We start from the raw sequence: 14,989 nt of genomic DNA, 5'->3' as shown, positions 1-14,989 counted from the left end.
GCGGATGGTGTCGACGGGAAAGCCGCCAGTGGCCTGGGGATTGCTCAATTGTATCTCCTGCGAGTGCTTGCGGGGTGGTGGGTGGCTAGCGGGCCTTCTCGTCCTTGAAGCGGGCTTCAAGCAGGCTGACGAGGCGAACCATCGGCCAAAGGAAGATGAGATAGACCAGTGCGGCGCCGATCAGCGGCGAGGGGTTGGCGTAAAGCGACTGTGCATTGGTCGCTTCCTTGAGCAATTCCGGCAGGGCCACGGTGGAGGCCAGCGACGTGTCCTTGAACATCGAGACGCAGTTGCTGGTCATCGGCGGGATGACGACGCGCACCGCCTGCGGCAGCACCACCTTGCGCAAGGTCAAAAGGAACGGCAGGCCAAGCGCCTGCGAGGCCTCGAACTGGCCGCGCGGAATGCTCTCTATGCCGGAGCGAAACACTTCGGCCGAATAGGCCGACATGATGATGGCGAACGCGGTCACCGCCGACGCCCAGGACGACAGCCGTATGCCGAGGAACGGCAGCGCGTAGTAGATCAGGATCAGCACGACGAGGACCGGCAAGGCGCGGAAGATGTCGGTGTAGCCGACCGCCAGCCAGCGCAGCGGCTTCGGCGCGTAGAGCCGCAACAGGCTGATCACCAGGCCGATGGGAATGCCGATACCGATGCTGAGCAGGCCAAGCAGCAGCGTGTTCAGGAAGCCGCGCAGCAGCGCCGGCAGGCTCGACGCGATGACGTCGGCGTTGAAGAAAGTGTCGATCAGCGACATCAGAGCATTCCCGAACGGTGTTGCGTCATCTGACGCCGGAGCCCGACCCGGAATATCAAGATCGGCTTTGCCGAACGGATGCTGGTCCCGGGAGGGTTATGCGGAAAAAGGGACGTGCCGACCCTTTTTGGAGCCGGCACGCCTTCCGTCTTGTTGGCCGCAGCTCAGGCCTTGGGCAGCGGCATTTCCTTGACGGTCGAGGAATCGGCCGGGGCGTCGCTGCCGAACCACTTCTTGTGGATCGCGGCCAGCGTGCCGTCCTTCTTCATGGCCGTCAGCGCATCGTTGAGCTTGCCGAGCAGCGGATGATCCTTGGTCATCATCAGGCCGTACTGCTCGCCGGTCTTGATGCGCTGCTTGACCTTCAGGTCCTTCATCTTGGTGAAGGAATATTCCATGCCGGGAATGTCGCTGACGGCGGCGTCGATGCGGCCGGCGCTGAGGTCGAGCAGCAGGTTCTGCTGCGTGTCATAGCCCTTCACGTCGCTGAAGCCGTCGGCTTCCTGGTGCGCCTTGACCCAGGTCTCGCCGGTCGAGCCCGAGAGCACGCCAACGATCTTGCCCTTGAGGTCTGCCTCGGCGTTGACCGCGCTGTCGGTCTTGGTCGCGATGCCCATGTCGGAATCATAATAGGGCTGGGTGAAGGACTGCGACTTCAGCCGCTCCGGCGTGATCGTGATCGACGAGATGGCGACGTCGATGCGCTTCGAGGTGGTCGCGGCGAACAGTGCCTGGAAGCCGAGGTCGGCGATGTCGGTGGTCATGCCGACGCGCTTGGCCGCCTCGTTGACGATGTCGACCTCAAAACCTTCGAAGGTGCCGCTCTCATTCTTGTATTCGAAGGGCGGGTTGGTCGGGTAGGCGCCGACATTGAGCACATCGGCGGCGAAGGCGGTTGCCGGGCCGGCGGCGATGCCGATTGCCGCGGCGAAAAGGATGAGATTGCGACGGTTGAGCTTCATTGGTGGTCCCTCTGGGGTGTTCCCTCTGGTTGTTGATCGAGCGGGCTGCCCCGCACGGTTTCTTGCCGTCCCGCCTCCCAGCGGGGCGTCAATTCATGTGGCTACCATGCGCTCGGCCGTGGCCGCGATCTGGTCGCGGTCGCATTCGCGCGCGGCAAGGTTGGTCTCGGTATGCAGGTCGCGAATCCGGGCGCGCACGCGATCGAAGGCACAGCGCGCGCTGGACGAGGACTGGGGCAGCACAAACGACAAAGGACTGAAACCCCTCCCACCCGGAGCACCGCGATGAACTGCCCGGAAACTCTCCAGCCCGACAGTCGCCATCGATCTTGAATGCTTATCCAAAGTGCGGCGCTTTTCAAGACAAAAGTTTTAAGCTTAAAAAAGTTTCCCGGCTTGCTGCTCGACTGGGCGCCAGCGCGGGTCTTCCTGCGCCAGTTCCGCCCGGGCGGCGGCATAATTGGCCGCGCCGCCCGCACCGAGAAACATCGTGTCGCTGGCCAGGACGAAAAAGCTGGCGCCGACGGCTGCCCATTGGCCGACGGTCTGCGGGCTGGCGCAAAATATGCCGGAGGTCTTGCCGCGCGCGATCGTCACGCCAATGATCCTGCGGATCGCATCCGTGAGCTTGTCGGCGCCCTTCGGTCCGATCGCATCGATCGACACGGAGAGATCGCCGGGGCCGACGAAGATCACGTCGACGCCGTCGACATCGGCGATCGCCTCGATGTTGGCCAACCCCTCGGCGGTCTCGACCTGGACCGCGACGACGACCCTTGCGTTGGCGCCGGCCAGATATTCGGGAATGCGATAGCCATAACCGGCCGCGCGGCCAGGTCCGACGCCGCGCTCGCCCAGCGGCGGATAACGCGATGCCGTCACCGCCATCGCAGCTTGGGCCGGTGTCGAGACGCGCGGCACCAGCACGCCTTGCGCGCCGCTGTCCAAGGCCGCCTGGATGGCTTCGGGCGCATGGCCGGGAACGCGCACCATCGCCGGCACGCCATGAACGTCGGCCGCGCGCACCATGGTTTCAATGACGTCGCGCGAGATCTGGGCATGCTCCCAGTCGATGCAGAGGAAGTCGAGGCCGGACAGCGCCATCACCTCGACCGCGACGGGATGCGGAATGGCGCAGAAGGACCCGACGAGGCTGGTCTTGCCGATGCATTTCTGGCGGAACTCGCTCATGCCGATCCCTTCTCTCTCATCCCACCTTGTTCATATCGGCAAACCAGAACGAGGCGAAGCTATTTCATGCTTGAAATATTTTCGCGCGGGCCTAGCCTACGGCCTCCCGCCCGCGAGTTCCCGAGATGATCAAAGCACATCCGTTGCACGGCCCCAACAAACTGAAGCTTGGCGTCTTCTCGACCAACGCCGATGGCGGTCTTGCCATATCGGATGTGCCGGAGCGCTGGACGGCGAGCTGGCAGGACAATCTGACGGCGGCCCAGATCGCCGACCGCGCCGGGCTGGAGTTCATGTTGCCGATCGCACGCTGGCGTGGCTTTGGCGGCCGCAACAAGGTGCGCGAATCGTCGTTCGAGACCTTCACCTGGGCGGCGGCGCTCAGCGTGGCCACCGACCGCATCGGCCTGTTCATGACCGTGCACGTGCCGCTTGTGCATCCGCTCTATGCCGCCAAGGCGCTGGCGACCGTCGACCACATCAGCCAGGGCCGTGCCGGTTTGAACATGGTCTGCGGCTGGAACCCGAAGGAATTCGGCATGTTCGGCACGCCGCTGGTCGAGAAGGGCTACGACCAGGCGGCCGAATGGATCGAAATTCTGGAGAAGCTCTACGCGTCGGCGGAGCCGCTCGACTATCAAGGCACCTATTATCAGCTCAAGGAGGCGGTCAGCCGGCCGGGCAGCCTGCAGCTTCCACGCCCGGTGACCATGAACGCCGCTTTCGGCGGCCCGGGCCGCGATTTCGCCGCCGCCAGATGCGATTATCTGTTCACGACCTTCTCCGAAATGGCCGACGCCGGCAAGCATGTCGCCGACATCGCCGAGCGGGCCGACAAGGTTGGCCGGGAGGTCGGCGTCTACACCGTGGCGCATGTCGTCTGCCGCCCGACCATGGAAGAGGCGCAGGCCTATTACAGGCGCTATGCCGTCGATCTGGCAGATCACGAGGCGGTCGATGCGCATATGGCCGGCAAGAAGGAATTCTCGCAATCCCATGATCCGCATGCCTATGACGCCTACCGGCAGCGTTTTGCCGGCGGCGCCGGCACCTATCCGCTGGTTGGAACGCCGCAAACGATTGCCGCCGACATGGCGGCCATTGCCGCGCACGGCTATCAGGGCATCGCCCTGTCCTTCGTCAACTACACTCAGGAGCTACCTTACTTCTGCGACCACGTGCTGCCGCTGCTCAGGCAGGCCGGGCTTCGCGAATAGCGGTGGTGAGCATTCGGAATTAGCCCAAGCTTTCCCAACGTCGTCATCCCTGGGCGAAGCAGGAGCGAAGCTCCGTCGCGGAGACCCTGGGATCCATGCCGCGACTTCAATCGTGGAATGCAGCGGATCAAAATTCTGGACTGCGGCGACGCTTTGGAGTCCCGGCATGGATCCTGGGGTCTGCGCCGCGTCGCTGCGCTCCTTGCTTCGCCCCAGGATGACGAAGCGATGGCGGTTACTCCGGTATGACTGCTGTCGCCTGGATCTCCACCTTGGCGCGATCCTCGACCAGCGCCACCACCTGCATGGCGGCCATTGCTGGAAAATGCCGGCCGATCACCTCGCGATAAGCCTCGCCGATCCCCTTGAGGTTGCCGAGATATTCGGCCTTGTCGGTAAAATACCAGGTCATCGAGGTGATGTGCCGTGGCTCCGCGCCGGCCTCGGCCAGCACGGCGACGATGTTCTGGAGCGTCTGCCGCACCTGGCCGGCGAAATCGTCGGTCTCGAACTGGCATTGCCCGTTCCAGCCGACCTGGCCGCCGACGAAGACGAGCCTGCCGCGCGCCGCCACGCCATTGGCGTAGCCGACGGGTTTTGCCCAGCCTTCCGGCTGCAGGATCTCGTGCATGTCGTCTCTCCGCCTATCCAATATCGGGTCCGCAATATCCGTGTCGAAAACAATTCAGTCCGTGGTCACGACCTGTTCAGGTCGCGCCCATCACCTGCCGCGCGATCACCACCTTCTGCACGTCCGAAGCGCCCTCGTAGATGCGCAGTGCGCGGATTTCGCGATACAGGCTCTCGACGATGTGGCCTTTGCGGACACCATCGCCGCCATGCAGCTGCACCGCTCTGTCGATCACCTCCTGCGCCTTGTCGGTGGCGAACAATTTGGCCATCGCCGCCTCGCGCGTCACCCGCGCGGCGCCCATGTCCTTGGTCCAGGCGGCGCGGTAGACCAGCAGCGCCGCCGCATCGACGTCGAGCGCCATGTCGGCGATATGGCCCTGCACCATCTGCAATTCGGCCATCGGCGCGCCGAACAGTTTGCGCTCGGCCACTCTGTTGATGCTTTCATCGAGCGCGCGGCGGGCAAAACCGAGTGCCGCCGCACCGACAGTCGAGCGGAACACGTCGAGCACTGACATGGCGATGCGGAAGCCGTCGCCCGGCCTGCCGATCAGCGCCGAGGTGGGAACACGAACCTCGTCGAACGACAAACGCGCCAGCGGATGCGGCGCGATCACTTCCAGCCGTTCGGCGATACCGAGGCCCTTGGCATCGCCCGGCACGATAAAGGCCGAAAGGCCCTTGGCGCCCGGCGCTTCGCCGGTGCGGGCAAAGACGACATAGAGATCGGCGATGCCGCCATTCGAAATCCAGGTTTTTTCGCCGGTGAGAACATAGCTGTCGCCATCGCGGGTCGCCGTCATTTCCGTGTTGGCGACGTCGGATCCGGAGCGCGGCTCCGACAGGGCGAAGGCGGAGATCGCCTTGCCGGCGCGCGTCTTAGCCAGACTTTGCCGCTGGTCAGTCGTTCCGAACAGGCTGAGCGCGCCGGTGCCGAGCCCCTGCATGGCGAAGGCGAAATCGGCGAGGCCATCGTGGCGCGCCAGCGTCTCGCGCGTGATGCACAGCGTGCGGACGTCGAGCGGGCCGGGATTGTCCGTGTCGACAGCGGTCGGCTTCAGCCAGCCGTCGCGGCCAAGCATGGCCACCAGCTCGCGGCAGGCGGCATCGATGTCGTGATGATCGACGGGGAGGTTCTTGGCGCACCAGGCGTCGAGGTGCTCGGCGAGTACGCGATGGCGGTCTTCGAAGAACGGCCAGGCGAGGAAGGAGCGGTCAGGCATGGTTGCCTCCGCAGCGCTTCGAGCGTCGAGCTCTACGGCGCCCCCCTCTGTCCTGCCGGACATCTCCCCTCTAGGGGGAGATTGGCAGTTTTGGCGGCGGCGCCCTTTCTGCGACGTTGGCGATTTGCGAAAGCGTGCGTGACAGCCGATCTCCCCCCTAGAGGGGAGATGTCCGGCAGGACAGAGGGGGGCGCTGTCCCGCCAGCGTCTCCAAAGAAGCGCTCATCTCAATTCCCCTCGAACACCGGCTTTTCCTTGGCCACGAAAGCCCGATACGCCCGTTCGAAATCGCGGGTCTGCATGCAGATCGCCTGCGCCTGGGCTTCCGCCTCGATCGCCTGGTCGAGGCCCATCGACCATTCCTGGTTGAGCTGCGTCTTGGTGATGCCGTGGGCGAAGGTCGGGCCCGATACGATGCGGGCCGCCATCTCCAGCGCATCGGCCTCGAGAGCCGCCGCATCGACCAGCCTGTTGTAGAAGCCCCAGCGCTCGCCTTCCGCCGCCGTCATGGTGCGGCCGGTGTAGAGCAGTTCGGCGGCGCGGCCCTGGCCGATGATGCGCGGCAGGATCGCGCAGGCGCCCATGTCGCAGCCGGCAAGGCCCACGCGTGTGAACAGGAAGGCGGTCTTGGCCTCCGGCGTGGCGATGCGGATGTCGGAGCTCATGGCGATGATTGCGCCGGCGCCGACCGCGACACCGTCGACCGCCGCGATGATCGGCTTGCCGCAATTCAGCATCGCCTTGACGAAATCGCCGGTCATGCGGGTGAAGGCGAGGAGCTGCTTCATGTCCATCTTGACCAGCGGGCCGATAATATCGTGGACATCACCGCCGGAGCAGAAATTGCCGCCATTGGACAGGAACACGACGGCGTCGACGTCGTCGGCATAGACGAGGTCGCGGAACGTGTCGCGCAGTTCCGCATAGCTGTCGAAGGTCAGCGGGTTCTTGCGCTCAGGCCGGTCGAGCCGGACCTTGGCGATCCGGCCCTCGACCTCCCACAGGAAATGCTTCGGCTTGAGGCCGGCCATTGCAGTCATTCGCGTCCCTCCCAGTTGCTGCGGAACGAGGTCAGCATGCCGGTCAGCCGGCGGGCATCCTCCTCGCTGACCTTGCCCAGCAATTCACCGATCCAGCCCTCATGCGCGGCGGCGATTGTCGCGAAGGACTTCGTACCCTCCTCGGTCAACCGCACCATCGATGTGCGGCGGTCGCCATTGCGGCGCGCACGGGCCACCAGCCCTTCGGAAACCAGACGGTCGACGATGCCGGTGACATTGCCGTTGGAGACCAGCAGGAAGCGCGAGAGGTCGCTCATCAGCATGCCTTCCGGCGCCCGGTAGAGTGCTGCCATGACGTCGAAGCGCGGCAGCGTCGTATCGAATTCTTTCTTCAGGCGCTCGCGCAGTTCGGCCTCGATCGTGCGTGAAGCCCGCAGCAGCCTTATCCAAAGACGCAGCCGGTCCTTGCCGGGTCCCGATGGCGCGGGCAGAGGGCCGGCTACCATGTCTCACCTCCCGAGATCGAAATCGCCTGTCCGGTGACCGACTGCGCCGCGTCGCCACACAACCACAGCACCGCCTCGGCAATTTCTTGCGGCTGGATGAAGCGGCCTTGCGGGTTGGTCGAGGCGAGGCTTGCCCGCGCCTCACCGGCCGAGCGGCCGGTCTTTTCGATGATGCGCTGGATGGACTCCTCCAGCATATCGGTCTCGACGAAGCCCGGGCACACGGCGTTGACGGTGACGCCGGATTTCGCCGTCTCGGCGGCAAGCGCCCGCATCAGCCCGACGACGCCATGCTTGGCCGCCACGTAAGGCGCGACATAGGCGTAGCCTTTCAATCCGGCGGTGGAGGCGATGAACACGATGCGCCCCGATTTCCGCGCGGTCATGCCGGCCAGCGCCGGCTTCACCGTCAGGAACGCGCCGGTGAGATTGACGTCGAGCGTCCGTTGCCAATCGGCAAGCGACGTCTTGTGCGCCGGCGTGCTGCCGGCCATGCCGGCATTGGCGACGACGATGTCGAAGGCCCCACGCGAGGCTTCCGCCGCTTTGTACAGCGATGCCATCGCAGCCTCATCGGTGACATCGGCGGCGATGCCGCGGATGCGGTCGTTTTCGCTGGCAACCTTCGCGAGTTCAGCTTCGCGACGCCCACATATGGTCACGTCGACACCAGCCTCGGCCAGCGCCCGCGCAATGGCCCGCCCGACGCCGGATCCGCCGCCGGTGACCAGCGCGTGCTTGCCGGGAATCGTCGTCGCGGCCGTCATACTTTCAGCCCCGCCGCCGCATCGCGCTCGGCCAGCCGGTAGATTTGGTCGCGTCCGGGCAGATAGGGATCCGGCCATTTGACGCCACGGTCGCCGAGCGTCACCGCTGCATGCAGCGTCCAGTAGGGATCGGCGAGATGCGGCCGTGCCAGCGCGACCAGATCGGCGCGGCCGGCCATCAGGATCGAATTGACATGGTCGGGCTCGTAGATGTTGCCGACAGCCATCGTCGCCATACCGACTTCGTTGCGGATGCGGTCCGAAAACGGCGTCTGGAACATGCGTCCGTAGACCGGCTTGGCGGCGATCGACGTCTGCCCGGCCGACACATCGCAAATGTCGACGCCGGCCTCGTGCAGCCGCCGCGCGATCTCGACCGCGTCGGCCGGCGTCACGCCTTCGATGCCGACCCAGTCATTGGCCGAAATGCGCACCGATATCGGTTTTCCCGCCGGCCAGGCGGCGCGCACCGCATGGAAGATTTCCAGGGGATAGCGCATGCGGTTTTCCAGCGAACCGCCATAGGCGTCCGTGCGCCGGTTGGTGACCGGCGTGATGAACGACGACAGGAGGTAGCCGTGCGCGGCGTGGATTTCGAGCATGTCGAAGCCGCAGCGATCGGCCATTTCGGCGGAGGCCACGAACTGGTCGCGCACCAAATCCATATCGGCCCGGTTCATCGCCTTCGGCACCTGATTCTGCGGCGACCACGCGACGGCCGATGCCGCCATGACAGGCCAGTTGCCGGAGGCGAGCGGCACGTCGGTGCCTTCCCAACCGACACGGGTCGAACCCTTGGCGCCGGAATGGCCGATCTGGGCGCAGATCTTCGCTTTGGTTTCGGTATGGACGAAATCGACCAGCCGTTTCCAGGCCATCTCATGTTCGGGCGCGTAGAAACCAGGGCATCCAGGCGTGATGCGCCCTTCCGGGCTGACGCAGGTCATCTCGATATAGACGAGCCCGGCGCCGCCCTTGGCGCGCTCGGCGTAATGGGTGAAATGCCAGTCGGTCGGGCAGCCGTCGACGGCCTTGTACTGCGCCATCGGCGAAACGACGACGCGGTTGTTGAGGGCCATGTCGCGCAGCTTGAAGGGCGCGAACATCGGCGCCCGGCGCAGCCTGTTGCCGCCGGCACCGGCCTGGCGCTGGAACCACTCTTCCGCGCCGCCCAGCCATTCGGCATCGCGCAGCCGCAAATTCTCGTGGCTGATGCGTTGCGAACGGGTCAAGAGCGAATAGTTGAACTGTACCGGATCGAGGCCGAGATAGCGCTCGACCTCCTCGAACCACTCCAGAGAATTGCGCGCCGCCGACTGCAGCTTCAGCACCTCGGTGCGGCGAGCGTCCTCATATTTGCGGAACGCGGCCTCGAGGTCCGGTTCGGTCTCGACATAGTCGGCCAGCGCCACCGCGCTTTCCAGGGCGAGTTTGGTGCCGGAGCCGATCGAGAAATGCGCCGAGGCCGCGGCGTCGCCCATCAGCGCCAGATTCTTGTAGGACCAGCGCTCGCACAGCACGCGCGGGAAATTGATCCAGGCCGAGCCCCTGATGTGGTTGGCGTTGGTCATCAGCGCATGGCCGCCAAGATGTTTGGCGAAGATGCGCTCGCAGACCGCGATGGACTCCTGCTGCGACATCGCGCCGAAGCCGAAGGCGGCCCAGGTCTGTTCGCTGCACTCGACGATGAAGGTCGCGGTCTCGCTGTCGAACTGGTAGGCGTGCGCCCACACCCAGCCATGCTCGGTCTTTTCGAAGATGAAGGTGAAGGCGTCGTCGAATTTCTGGTTGGTGCCGAGCCAGACGAACTTGCATTTGCGCGTGTCGATGTCGGGCTTGAAGATGTCGACGAAGGTGTTGCGCGCCCGGGAGTTCAGCCCGTCGGCGGCGACGACCAGATCATGCGTCTCCATATAGGGGCGGGGGTCGGCAATGTCGGTTTCGAACATCAGCTTGACGCCGAGTTCGCGCGCGCGCCGCTGCAAGAGCACGAGCAGGCGCTTGCGGCCGATGCCGCAGAAGCCGTGGCCCGACGAGACCGTGCGCACGCCGTCATGGATAACGGCGATGTCGTCCCAATAGGCGAAATGCTTCTTGATCCAGACGGCGCTGACGGGATCATTCTCAGCAAGATTGTCGAGCGTCTCGGCTGATAGCACGACGCCCCAGCCGAACGTGTCGTCGGCGCGATTGCGCTCGAACACCGTCACGTCGTGCGTGGCGTCCCTCAGTTTCATCGAAATGGCAAAGTAGAGGCCGGCTGGTCCGCCGCCGAGAACCGCAACCTTCATCTGTGCGATCTCCTCTTCGCTTGCTATGCCTCAGTATCGCGCCGGAGGTAAGATATTTCAAGCTTAAAGTTTTATGTCGAAATGATTAGGCGGGGACTGCGTGGCGCGCTTGCGTGACGTCCCTGCAGGCGCGCCGCGGGAGATTATTTCTCCGGGTTCTTCGGGCTCCACAGCACTGTCTCTGCACCCTTCTCATAAGCCATGCCAGAGGGATAGCTGATTGCTTCCAGTTGCAAGCCCCAGGGCGCCTGGAAATAGAGGATGGTCTGGCCGGCGGCGGGCCCTTCCTTGACCGGTAGCGGCCCCATCCTGGTCTTGACGCCCTTGCCGTCGAGATAGGTTTTCGCGGCGGCGACGTCATCGACATAGAAGGCGATGTGGAAGCCGCCTATATCGCTGTTCTTCGGCGTCAGATCCTTCTGGTCGGGCGCGGTGTATTTGAACAGCTCGATGTTCGACCCATAGCCGCAGCGGATCATGGTGACCTGCTCGATGACAGCCTTCGGATCGACGCCGAGGAGGTCCTGCATGAAGGTGCCCTTGTCGTCGGCGAACGGTCCGAACGACATCGCCTTCTTGCAGCCCACGACTTCGGTGAAGAAATCGACCGCCTGCTTCATGTCGGGAACCGTGATGCCGGTGTGGTCGTGGCCGCGCATGCCGGGGATCGAATCCGCCGCCGCCGCTCCCATCGAGCCGAGCAGGATCGCGGCGAGCATCGTGCCGCGGGTTGCGTAGTTCATATTACCCTCCGTTCGCGGGCTGATTTCGCCCCCATGCACGTCCGAGGCCCGCTTTTCGGCGTGCGGGATGAACAGTCTTATGCCGGCGCCTTCGCGGGCGGCCGCAGCCAGTCCGCGTCGATCTCGGGAAGCGGAATGGCGGCAAGCAGGTCTCGCGTGTAAGTCTCCCTGGGATTGTCGAACAGCGCGTCCGTGGCGCTCGCCTCGACGATGCTGCCCTCGCGCATGACGATCACCTGTTGGCAGAGGCGCCGGATGACCGACAGATCGTGGCTGATGAAGGCGACCGTCAGGCCCATCTCCGCCGCGAGCTTCTCCAGCAAGGTCAGGATCTGCGCCTGTGTCGAGACGTCGAGCCCGGAGACGATCTCGTCGGCCAGCACGAATTTCGGCGACAGCGCCAGCGCGCGCGCAATGCCGACGCGCTGGCGCTGGCCGCCCGACAGTTGGTGGCGGTAGCGGCTGGCGAAGCTTTGCGGCAGGCCGACGCGTTGCAGTGCCTCGGCGACGCGGGATTTCAGATTGTCGCCAAGCCCGTTCTGCTTGAGCGGTGCGGCGATGATGCTGGCAATGGTGCGGCGCGGGTTGAGCGATGACATCGGATCCTGGAAGATCATCTGCAGGTCGCGGCGCAGCGGCCGCAACTCGGCCTCCGGCAGATGGGTGATGTCGCGGCCTTCGAAACGGATCTCGCCGGCGCTCGGCTCCAGCAGCCTCACCAGCGCTCGGCCAAGCGTCGATTTGCCTGACCCGGATTCGCCGACAATGCCGGTCACTGAGCCCTTCGGCAGGTCGAAGTCGAGGCCTATCAATATCTCGGCCAGCGGCGCGCGGCCGATCAGCGGCTTGCGCGTCATGTCGGGCAGCGCCACTTTCAGCCCGCGCACGGAAAACAGCGGCTCAGCCATGCGGGCGCCTCCAGGCCTGGTCGGCGGCGGCGATCTCGGCCGCAAGTCCGGCCAACACCGTCTCGTCCACCGGCTTCAGCGAGGCGAAGGGGTCGGTGTAGCGTGGCGTCGCAGCCATCAGCGCCCGGGTGTACGGATGCCGAGGCGCGGCGAAGAGATCAGCGGTCTCGGCCTCTTCCACCACCTTGCCGGCATAGAGCACCGACACTTTCTGGCTGATCTTGGCGACGACGCCAAGGTCATGGGTGACGAACAGGATCGCGGTGCCGTGCTCGCGCTGCAACGCGGCGATCAGCCGAAGAATCTGCTTCTGCACCGTGACGTCGAGTGCCGTGGTCGGCTCGTCGGCGACGATCAGCCGTGGCTCGGCGGCAAAGGCGGCGGCAATCAGCACGCGCTGACGCATGCCGCCGGACAGTTCGTGCGGATAGCTCTTCAGCACGCGGTCGGGGTCGCGGATCTGCACTTCGTCCAGCAATTGCCTGACACGCTTGTCCGCCTTGTCGCCGCTCCAACCCAGGATGCGCACCAGCCGGTCGGTCATCTGCGGCCCGATGCGGCGCGAGGGGTTTAGCGCGGTCAGCGGGTCCTGCGGGATCAGCGCCGTGCGTGCACCGATCAGCGTGCGCCGCGCCTTGGGCTGGAGTTTGCCGAGGTCTTCGCCCTCGAGCCGCATATCACCCTCGACAATGCGCACGCTCGACGGCAGGACGCCGAGCACCGCCTTGCCGATCATCGTCTTGCCGGCTCCGCTCTCGCCGACCAGCGCGCGCACCTCGCCGGGTTGCACGCTGAGCGAAACAGAGCGCAGCACGCGCTGGCCGTTTGCCAAGACGGCGCTCAGATCGTTGATCTCGAGACAGGCGCTCATCGCAGCACCGGATCGAAACGCGTCTTCAGCGCTTCGCCGAACTGGCTGAACGACAGCACGGTGAGGATCAGCGTGATCAGCGGAAACACCAGCACCCACCAGGCTTGATGGATCGACAGCCGGCCCTCGGCGATGATGCCGCCCCAGGTCGGATCGTCGGTCGAGATCGACAGATTGACGAAGGACAGGATCGCCTCGACGATGACGGCGATGCCCATTTCCAGCGACAGCAGCGCCACGATCGACGGCACCACGTTGGGCAGCACCTCGCGCAGCATGATGCCGATGCGGCCGTAGCCCGCGATGCGGGCATTCTCGACATAGTCCATGCGCGATTGCCCCATGGCTTCGGCGCGGATGACCCGGCAGAAGCGCGTCCAGTCGATGATGGCGATGGCGAGAATGACGGAGCTCAAGCCGGTGCCGAGCACGGCCACCAGCAGAATGGCGAACAGCACCGGCGGGAACGCCATCCAGATATCGACGATGCGCGAGATGATGCGATCGGCCCAGCCGCCGAAATAGCCCGCGATCAGTCCCAGCGTCGAACCAACGACGCAGGCGGCGATGGCCGCCGCGAAAGCAACGATGAAGGCGATGCGGCCACCAAAAATCAGGCGCGAGAGCAGGTCGCGACCGAGGCTGTCGGTGCCAAGCCAATAGCCCGGCTCGGCGCCATCGAGCCAGAACGGCGGCAGACGCTCCAGCATCAAGTCCTGCGCCAGCGGATCCTGCGGCGCGATCAGCGGTGCGAAGATCGCGGCCAGAAGCGCCAGCAGCAGCCAGCCGCCGGCCAGCCGCAGCCTCGGGCTCAGTCCGCGTCGCGAGATGCGTGCCTCATCCATGGCGCAGCCTCGGATTGAGCAGCGCATACATCATGTCGACGGTGAGGTTGATCAGCACGAACAGCAGCGCGAACACCAGCACGATGCCCTGGATCAGCGGCAGGTCGCGATTGATGACGGCATCGATCGCCATGTTGCCGAGCCCCTCATAGGAGAACAGCCGTTCGACGATAACCGTGCCGCCGATGAGGAAGGTGAATTGCACGCCGATCAGGGTCAGCGTCGGCAGCGCGGCGTTCTTCAGCGCCTCGCGCAGGATGACCTGCGTTTCCGAAAAGCCCTTGACCCGTGCCAGCACGACATAGTCGAGGTCGAGCATTTCCTTCAGCGACTGTTTGAGAAGCTGCGAGATGATCGCCGCCAGCGGCAGCGCCAAAGCCACGGCCGGCATCAGCAAGTGCTTCAAGAGATCCCAGGTCAGGTCGAAGCGCAGCCGGAGCAGGCTCTCGAAGAAATAGAACTGGGTCACGAAGGGCAGGTCGAGTTGCGGCGACACGCGGCCCGAAATGTCGAAGATCGGCACCAGCACACCGAACAGCAGGATCAGCACCAGGCCCCAGAGAAAGTCGGGGATGGAAAGGGCGGCGCCGCTGGCGATATCGATGCCGGCCTCGACCGCCGTGCCGCGTTCGCGCGCGCCGAGTATCGCCGTCGTGCCGCCGATCGCCACCGCCATGACGAGAGCGACGATGGCAAGTTCCAGCGTGGCCGGCAGCCGGTTGAAGACGAGGCCGAGCACGTCTTGCCGCAGCGAGATCGAGGTTCCGAAATCGCCCCTGGCGACACCGGACAGCCAGATGAAGAACTGCTGTACGATCGTCTTGTCGAGCCCGTACAGCGCGCGCAGCCGGGCGATGTCGTCATTGGTGGCGCCGGGCGGCAGCATCATGGCGATCGGATCGCCGGGCGCGACGCGGATGACGACAAAGACGACGACGGCCACGCCGAACAGCGTGATCAACATCGTCAGCAGACGAACAAGGAATCGTTGCAGGAGCATGTAAATCTTTGCAGGAGCCCGTGGGCTCGTATGCCCGATGGAAAATGCGCGCCGTCATTTGGCGACGGCGC

General features: G+C 64.8%; 16 protein-coding genes. 1 reads left to right on the top strand and 15 read right to left on the bottom strand.

Annotated elements, in window-relative coordinates; genetic code table 11:
• Nucleotides 1–85 precede the first annotated feature (85 nt).
• The 4 genes from EJ077_RS26815 to EJ077_RS26800 all read right to left on the bottom strand — a co-directional run bounded on the left by EJ077_RS26815 (nucleotide 86) and on the right by EJ077_RS26800 (nucleotide 2,913).
• A complete protein-coding gene (locus EJ077_RS26815) occupies nucleotides 86–760 on the bottom strand; it encodes an amino acid ABC transporter permease (RefSeq protein WP_127870695.1) in 675 nt (224 codons plus the stop codon).
• Nucleotides 761–924: 164 nt separating this feature from the next.
• A complete protein-coding gene (locus tag EJ077_RS26810) occupies nucleotides 925–1,722 on the bottom strand; it encodes an ABC transporter substrate-binding protein (RefSeq protein ID WP_127870696.1) in 798 nt (265 codons plus the stop codon).
• Between the two features lie 93 nt (nucleotides 1,723–1,815).
• Nucleotides 1,816–1,974, bottom strand: a complete 159-nt coding sequence (locus EJ077_RS26805) for a hypothetical protein (protein ID WP_208697600.1) — start codon at nucleotides 1,972–1,974, stop codon at nucleotides 1,816–1,818.
• A 126-nt stretch (nucleotides 1,975–2,100) separates the two neighbouring features.
• A complete protein-coding gene (locus EJ077_RS26800; protein ID WP_208697598.1) occupies nucleotides 2,101–2,913 on the bottom strand; it encodes an HpcH/HpaI aldolase family protein in 813 nt (270 codons plus the stop codon).
• 125 nt (nucleotides 2,914–3,038) lie between these two features.
• Between EJ077_RS26800 and EJ077_RS26795 the strand changes: the two genes are divergently transcribed.
• Nucleotides 3,039–4,130, top strand: coding sequence for an LLM class flavin-dependent oxidoreductase (locus EJ077_RS26795; protein WP_208697595.1), 1,092 nt, complete (start codon nucleotides 3,039–3,041; stop codon nucleotides 4,128–4,130).
• A 235-nt stretch (nucleotides 4,131–4,365) separates the two neighbouring features.
• Here EJ077_RS26795 and EJ077_RS26790 read toward each other — a convergent pair whose 3' ends face one another.
• From EJ077_RS26790 to EJ077_RS26740, 11 genes are all read right to left on the bottom strand, one after another.
• Nucleotides 4,366–4,761 (bottom strand): RidA family protein, encoded by a 396-nt coding sequence (locus EJ077_RS26790; protein WP_135916832.1) that lies wholly within the window; start codon nucleotides 4,759–4,761, stop codon nucleotides 4,366–4,368.
• A 76-nt stretch (nucleotides 4,762–4,837) separates the two neighbouring features.
• Complete coding sequence (locus EJ077_RS26785; protein ID WP_208697593.1) at nucleotides 4,838–5,986, bottom strand: acyl-CoA dehydrogenase family protein; 1,149 nt, start codon at nucleotides 5,984–5,986, stop codon at nucleotides 4,838–4,840.
• A 227-nt stretch (nucleotides 5,987–6,213) separates the two neighbouring features.
• Nucleotides 6,214–7,026 (bottom strand): enoyl-CoA hydratase family protein, encoded by an 813-nt coding sequence (locus EJ077_RS26780; RefSeq protein ID WP_208697591.1) that lies wholly within the window; start codon nucleotides 7,024–7,026, stop codon nucleotides 6,214–6,216.
• The gene (locus EJ077_RS26775) at nucleotides 7,023–7,493 is read right to left on the bottom strand and encodes a MarR family winged helix-turn-helix transcriptional regulator (protein WP_056569752.1); all 471 of its coding nucleotides are present in this window, start codon (nucleotides 7,491–7,493) and stop codon (nucleotides 7,023–7,025) included. The genes EJ077_RS26780 and EJ077_RS26775 overlap by 4 nt, the downstream gene beginning before the upstream one ends.
• Nucleotides 7,487–8,260 carry an SDR family NAD(P)-dependent oxidoreductase gene (locus EJ077_RS26770; RefSeq protein ID WP_208697589.1) on the bottom strand — a complete coding sequence of 258 codons (774 nt, stop codon included), beginning with the start codon at nucleotides 8,258–8,260 and terminating at the stop codon, nucleotides 7,487–7,489. Before EJ077_RS26770 ends, EJ077_RS26775 begins: the two co-directional genes overlap by 7 nt.
• Nucleotides 8,257–10,551 carry a bifunctional salicylyl-CoA 5-hydroxylase/oxidoreductase gene (locus EJ077_RS26765; protein ID WP_208697587.1) on the bottom strand — a complete coding sequence of 765 codons (2,295 nt, stop codon included), beginning with the start codon at nucleotides 10,549–10,551 and terminating at the stop codon, nucleotides 8,257–8,259. Before EJ077_RS26765 ends, EJ077_RS26770 begins: the two co-directional genes overlap by 4 nt.
• A 143-nt stretch (nucleotides 10,552–10,694) precedes the next feature.
• The gene (locus EJ077_RS26760) at nucleotides 10,695–11,294 is read right to left on the bottom strand and encodes a VOC family protein (protein WP_208697585.1); all 600 of its coding nucleotides are present in this window, start codon (nucleotides 11,292–11,294) and stop codon (nucleotides 10,695–10,697) included.
• Between the two features lie 77 nt (nucleotides 11,295–11,371).
• Nucleotides 11,372–12,202, bottom strand: a complete 831-nt coding sequence (locus tag EJ077_RS26755) for an ATP-binding cassette domain-containing protein (protein WP_208697583.1) — start codon at nucleotides 12,200–12,202, stop codon at nucleotides 11,372–11,374.
• Complete coding sequence (locus EJ077_RS26750; RefSeq protein WP_208697581.1) at nucleotides 12,195–13,073, bottom strand: ABC transporter ATP-binding protein; 879 nt, start codon at nucleotides 13,071–13,073, stop codon at nucleotides 12,195–12,197. The genes EJ077_RS26755 and EJ077_RS26750 overlap by 8 nt, the downstream gene beginning before the upstream one ends.
• A complete protein-coding gene (locus EJ077_RS26745; protein ID WP_208697579.1) occupies nucleotides 13,070–13,918 on the bottom strand; it encodes an ABC transporter permease in 849 nt (282 codons plus the stop codon). Before EJ077_RS26745 ends, EJ077_RS26750 begins: the two co-directional genes overlap by 4 nt.
• A complete protein-coding gene (locus tag EJ077_RS26740; protein WP_208697577.1) occupies nucleotides 13,911–14,918 on the bottom strand; it encodes an ABC transporter permease in 1,008 nt (335 codons plus the stop codon). The genes EJ077_RS26745 and EJ077_RS26740 overlap by 8 nt, the downstream gene beginning before the upstream one ends.
• Nucleotides 14,919–14,989 lie beyond the last annotated feature (71 nt).

This window comes from Mesorhizobium sp. M8A.F.Ca.ET.057.01.1.1 (assembly GCF_003952565.1).
In the GTDB taxonomy this organism is placed as follows: domain Bacteria; phylum Pseudomonadota; class Alphaproteobacteria; order Rhizobiales; family Rhizobiaceae; genus Mesorhizobium.
The sequence above is the reverse complement of the archived record's forward strand: the minus strand, read 5'-3'. Positions and strand labels throughout refer to the sequence as shown.

What these genes read in the sequence shown, in the direction of transcription:
- EJ077_RS26815 (WP_127870695.1), bottom strand. Translation starts at nt 760, where the DNA reads ATGTCGCTGATCGACACTTTCTTCAACGCCGACGTCATCGCGTCGAGC.
- EJ077_RS26810 (WP_127870696.1), bottom strand. Translation starts at nt 1,722, where the DNA reads ATGAAGCTCAACCGTCGCAATCTCATCCTTTTCGCCGCGGCAATCGGC.
- EJ077_RS26800 (WP_208697598.1), bottom strand. Translation starts at nt 2,913, where the DNA reads ATGAGCGAGTTCCGCCAGAAATGCATCGGCAAGACCAGCCTCGTCGGG.
- EJ077_RS26795 (WP_208697595.1), top strand. Translation starts at nt 3,039, where the DNA reads ATGATCAAAGCACATCCGTTGCACGGCCCCAACAAACTGAAGCTTGGC.
- EJ077_RS26790 (WP_135916832.1), bottom strand. Translation starts at nt 4,761, where the DNA reads ATGCACGAGATCCTGCAGCCGGAAGGCTGGGCAAAACCCGTCGGCTAC.
- EJ077_RS26785 (WP_208697593.1), bottom strand. Translation starts at nt 5,986, where the DNA reads ATGCCTGACCGCTCCTTCCTCGCCTGGCCGTTCTTCGAAGACCGCCAT.
- EJ077_RS26780 (WP_208697591.1), bottom strand. Translation starts at nt 7,026, where the DNA reads ATGACTGCAATGGCCGGCCTCAAGCCGAAGCATTTCCTGTGGGAGGTC.
- EJ077_RS26775 (WP_056569752.1), bottom strand. Translation starts at nt 7,493, where the DNA reads ATGGTAGCCGGCCCTCTGCCCGCGCCATCGGGACCCGGCAAGGACCGG.
- EJ077_RS26770 (WP_208697589.1), bottom strand. Translation starts at nt 8,260, where the DNA reads ATGACGGCCGCGACGACGATTCCCGGCAAGCACGCGCTGGTCACCGGC.
- EJ077_RS26765 (WP_208697587.1), bottom strand. Translation starts at nt 10,551, where the DNA reads ATGAAGGTTGCGGTTCTCGGCGGCGGACCAGCCGGCCTCTACTTTGCC.
- EJ077_RS26760 (WP_208697585.1), bottom strand. Translation starts at nt 11,294, where the DNA reads ATGAACTACGCAACCCGCGGCACGATGCTCGCCGCGATCCTGCTCGGC.
- EJ077_RS26755 (WP_208697583.1), bottom strand. Translation starts at nt 12,202, where the DNA reads ATGGCTGAGCCGCTGTTTTCCGTGCGCGGGCTGAAAGTGGCGCTGCCC.
- EJ077_RS26750 (WP_208697581.1), bottom strand. Translation starts at nt 13,073, where the DNA reads ATGAGCGCCTGTCTCGAGATCAACGATCTGAGCGCCGTCTTGGCAAAC.
- EJ077_RS26745 (WP_208697579.1), bottom strand. Translation starts at nt 13,918, where the DNA reads ATGGATGAGGCACGCATCTCGCGACGCGGACTGAGCCCGAGGCTGCGG.
- EJ077_RS26740 (WP_208697577.1), bottom strand. Translation starts at nt 14,918, where the DNA reads ATGCTCCTGCAACGATTCCTTGTTCGTCTGCTGACGATGTTGATCACG.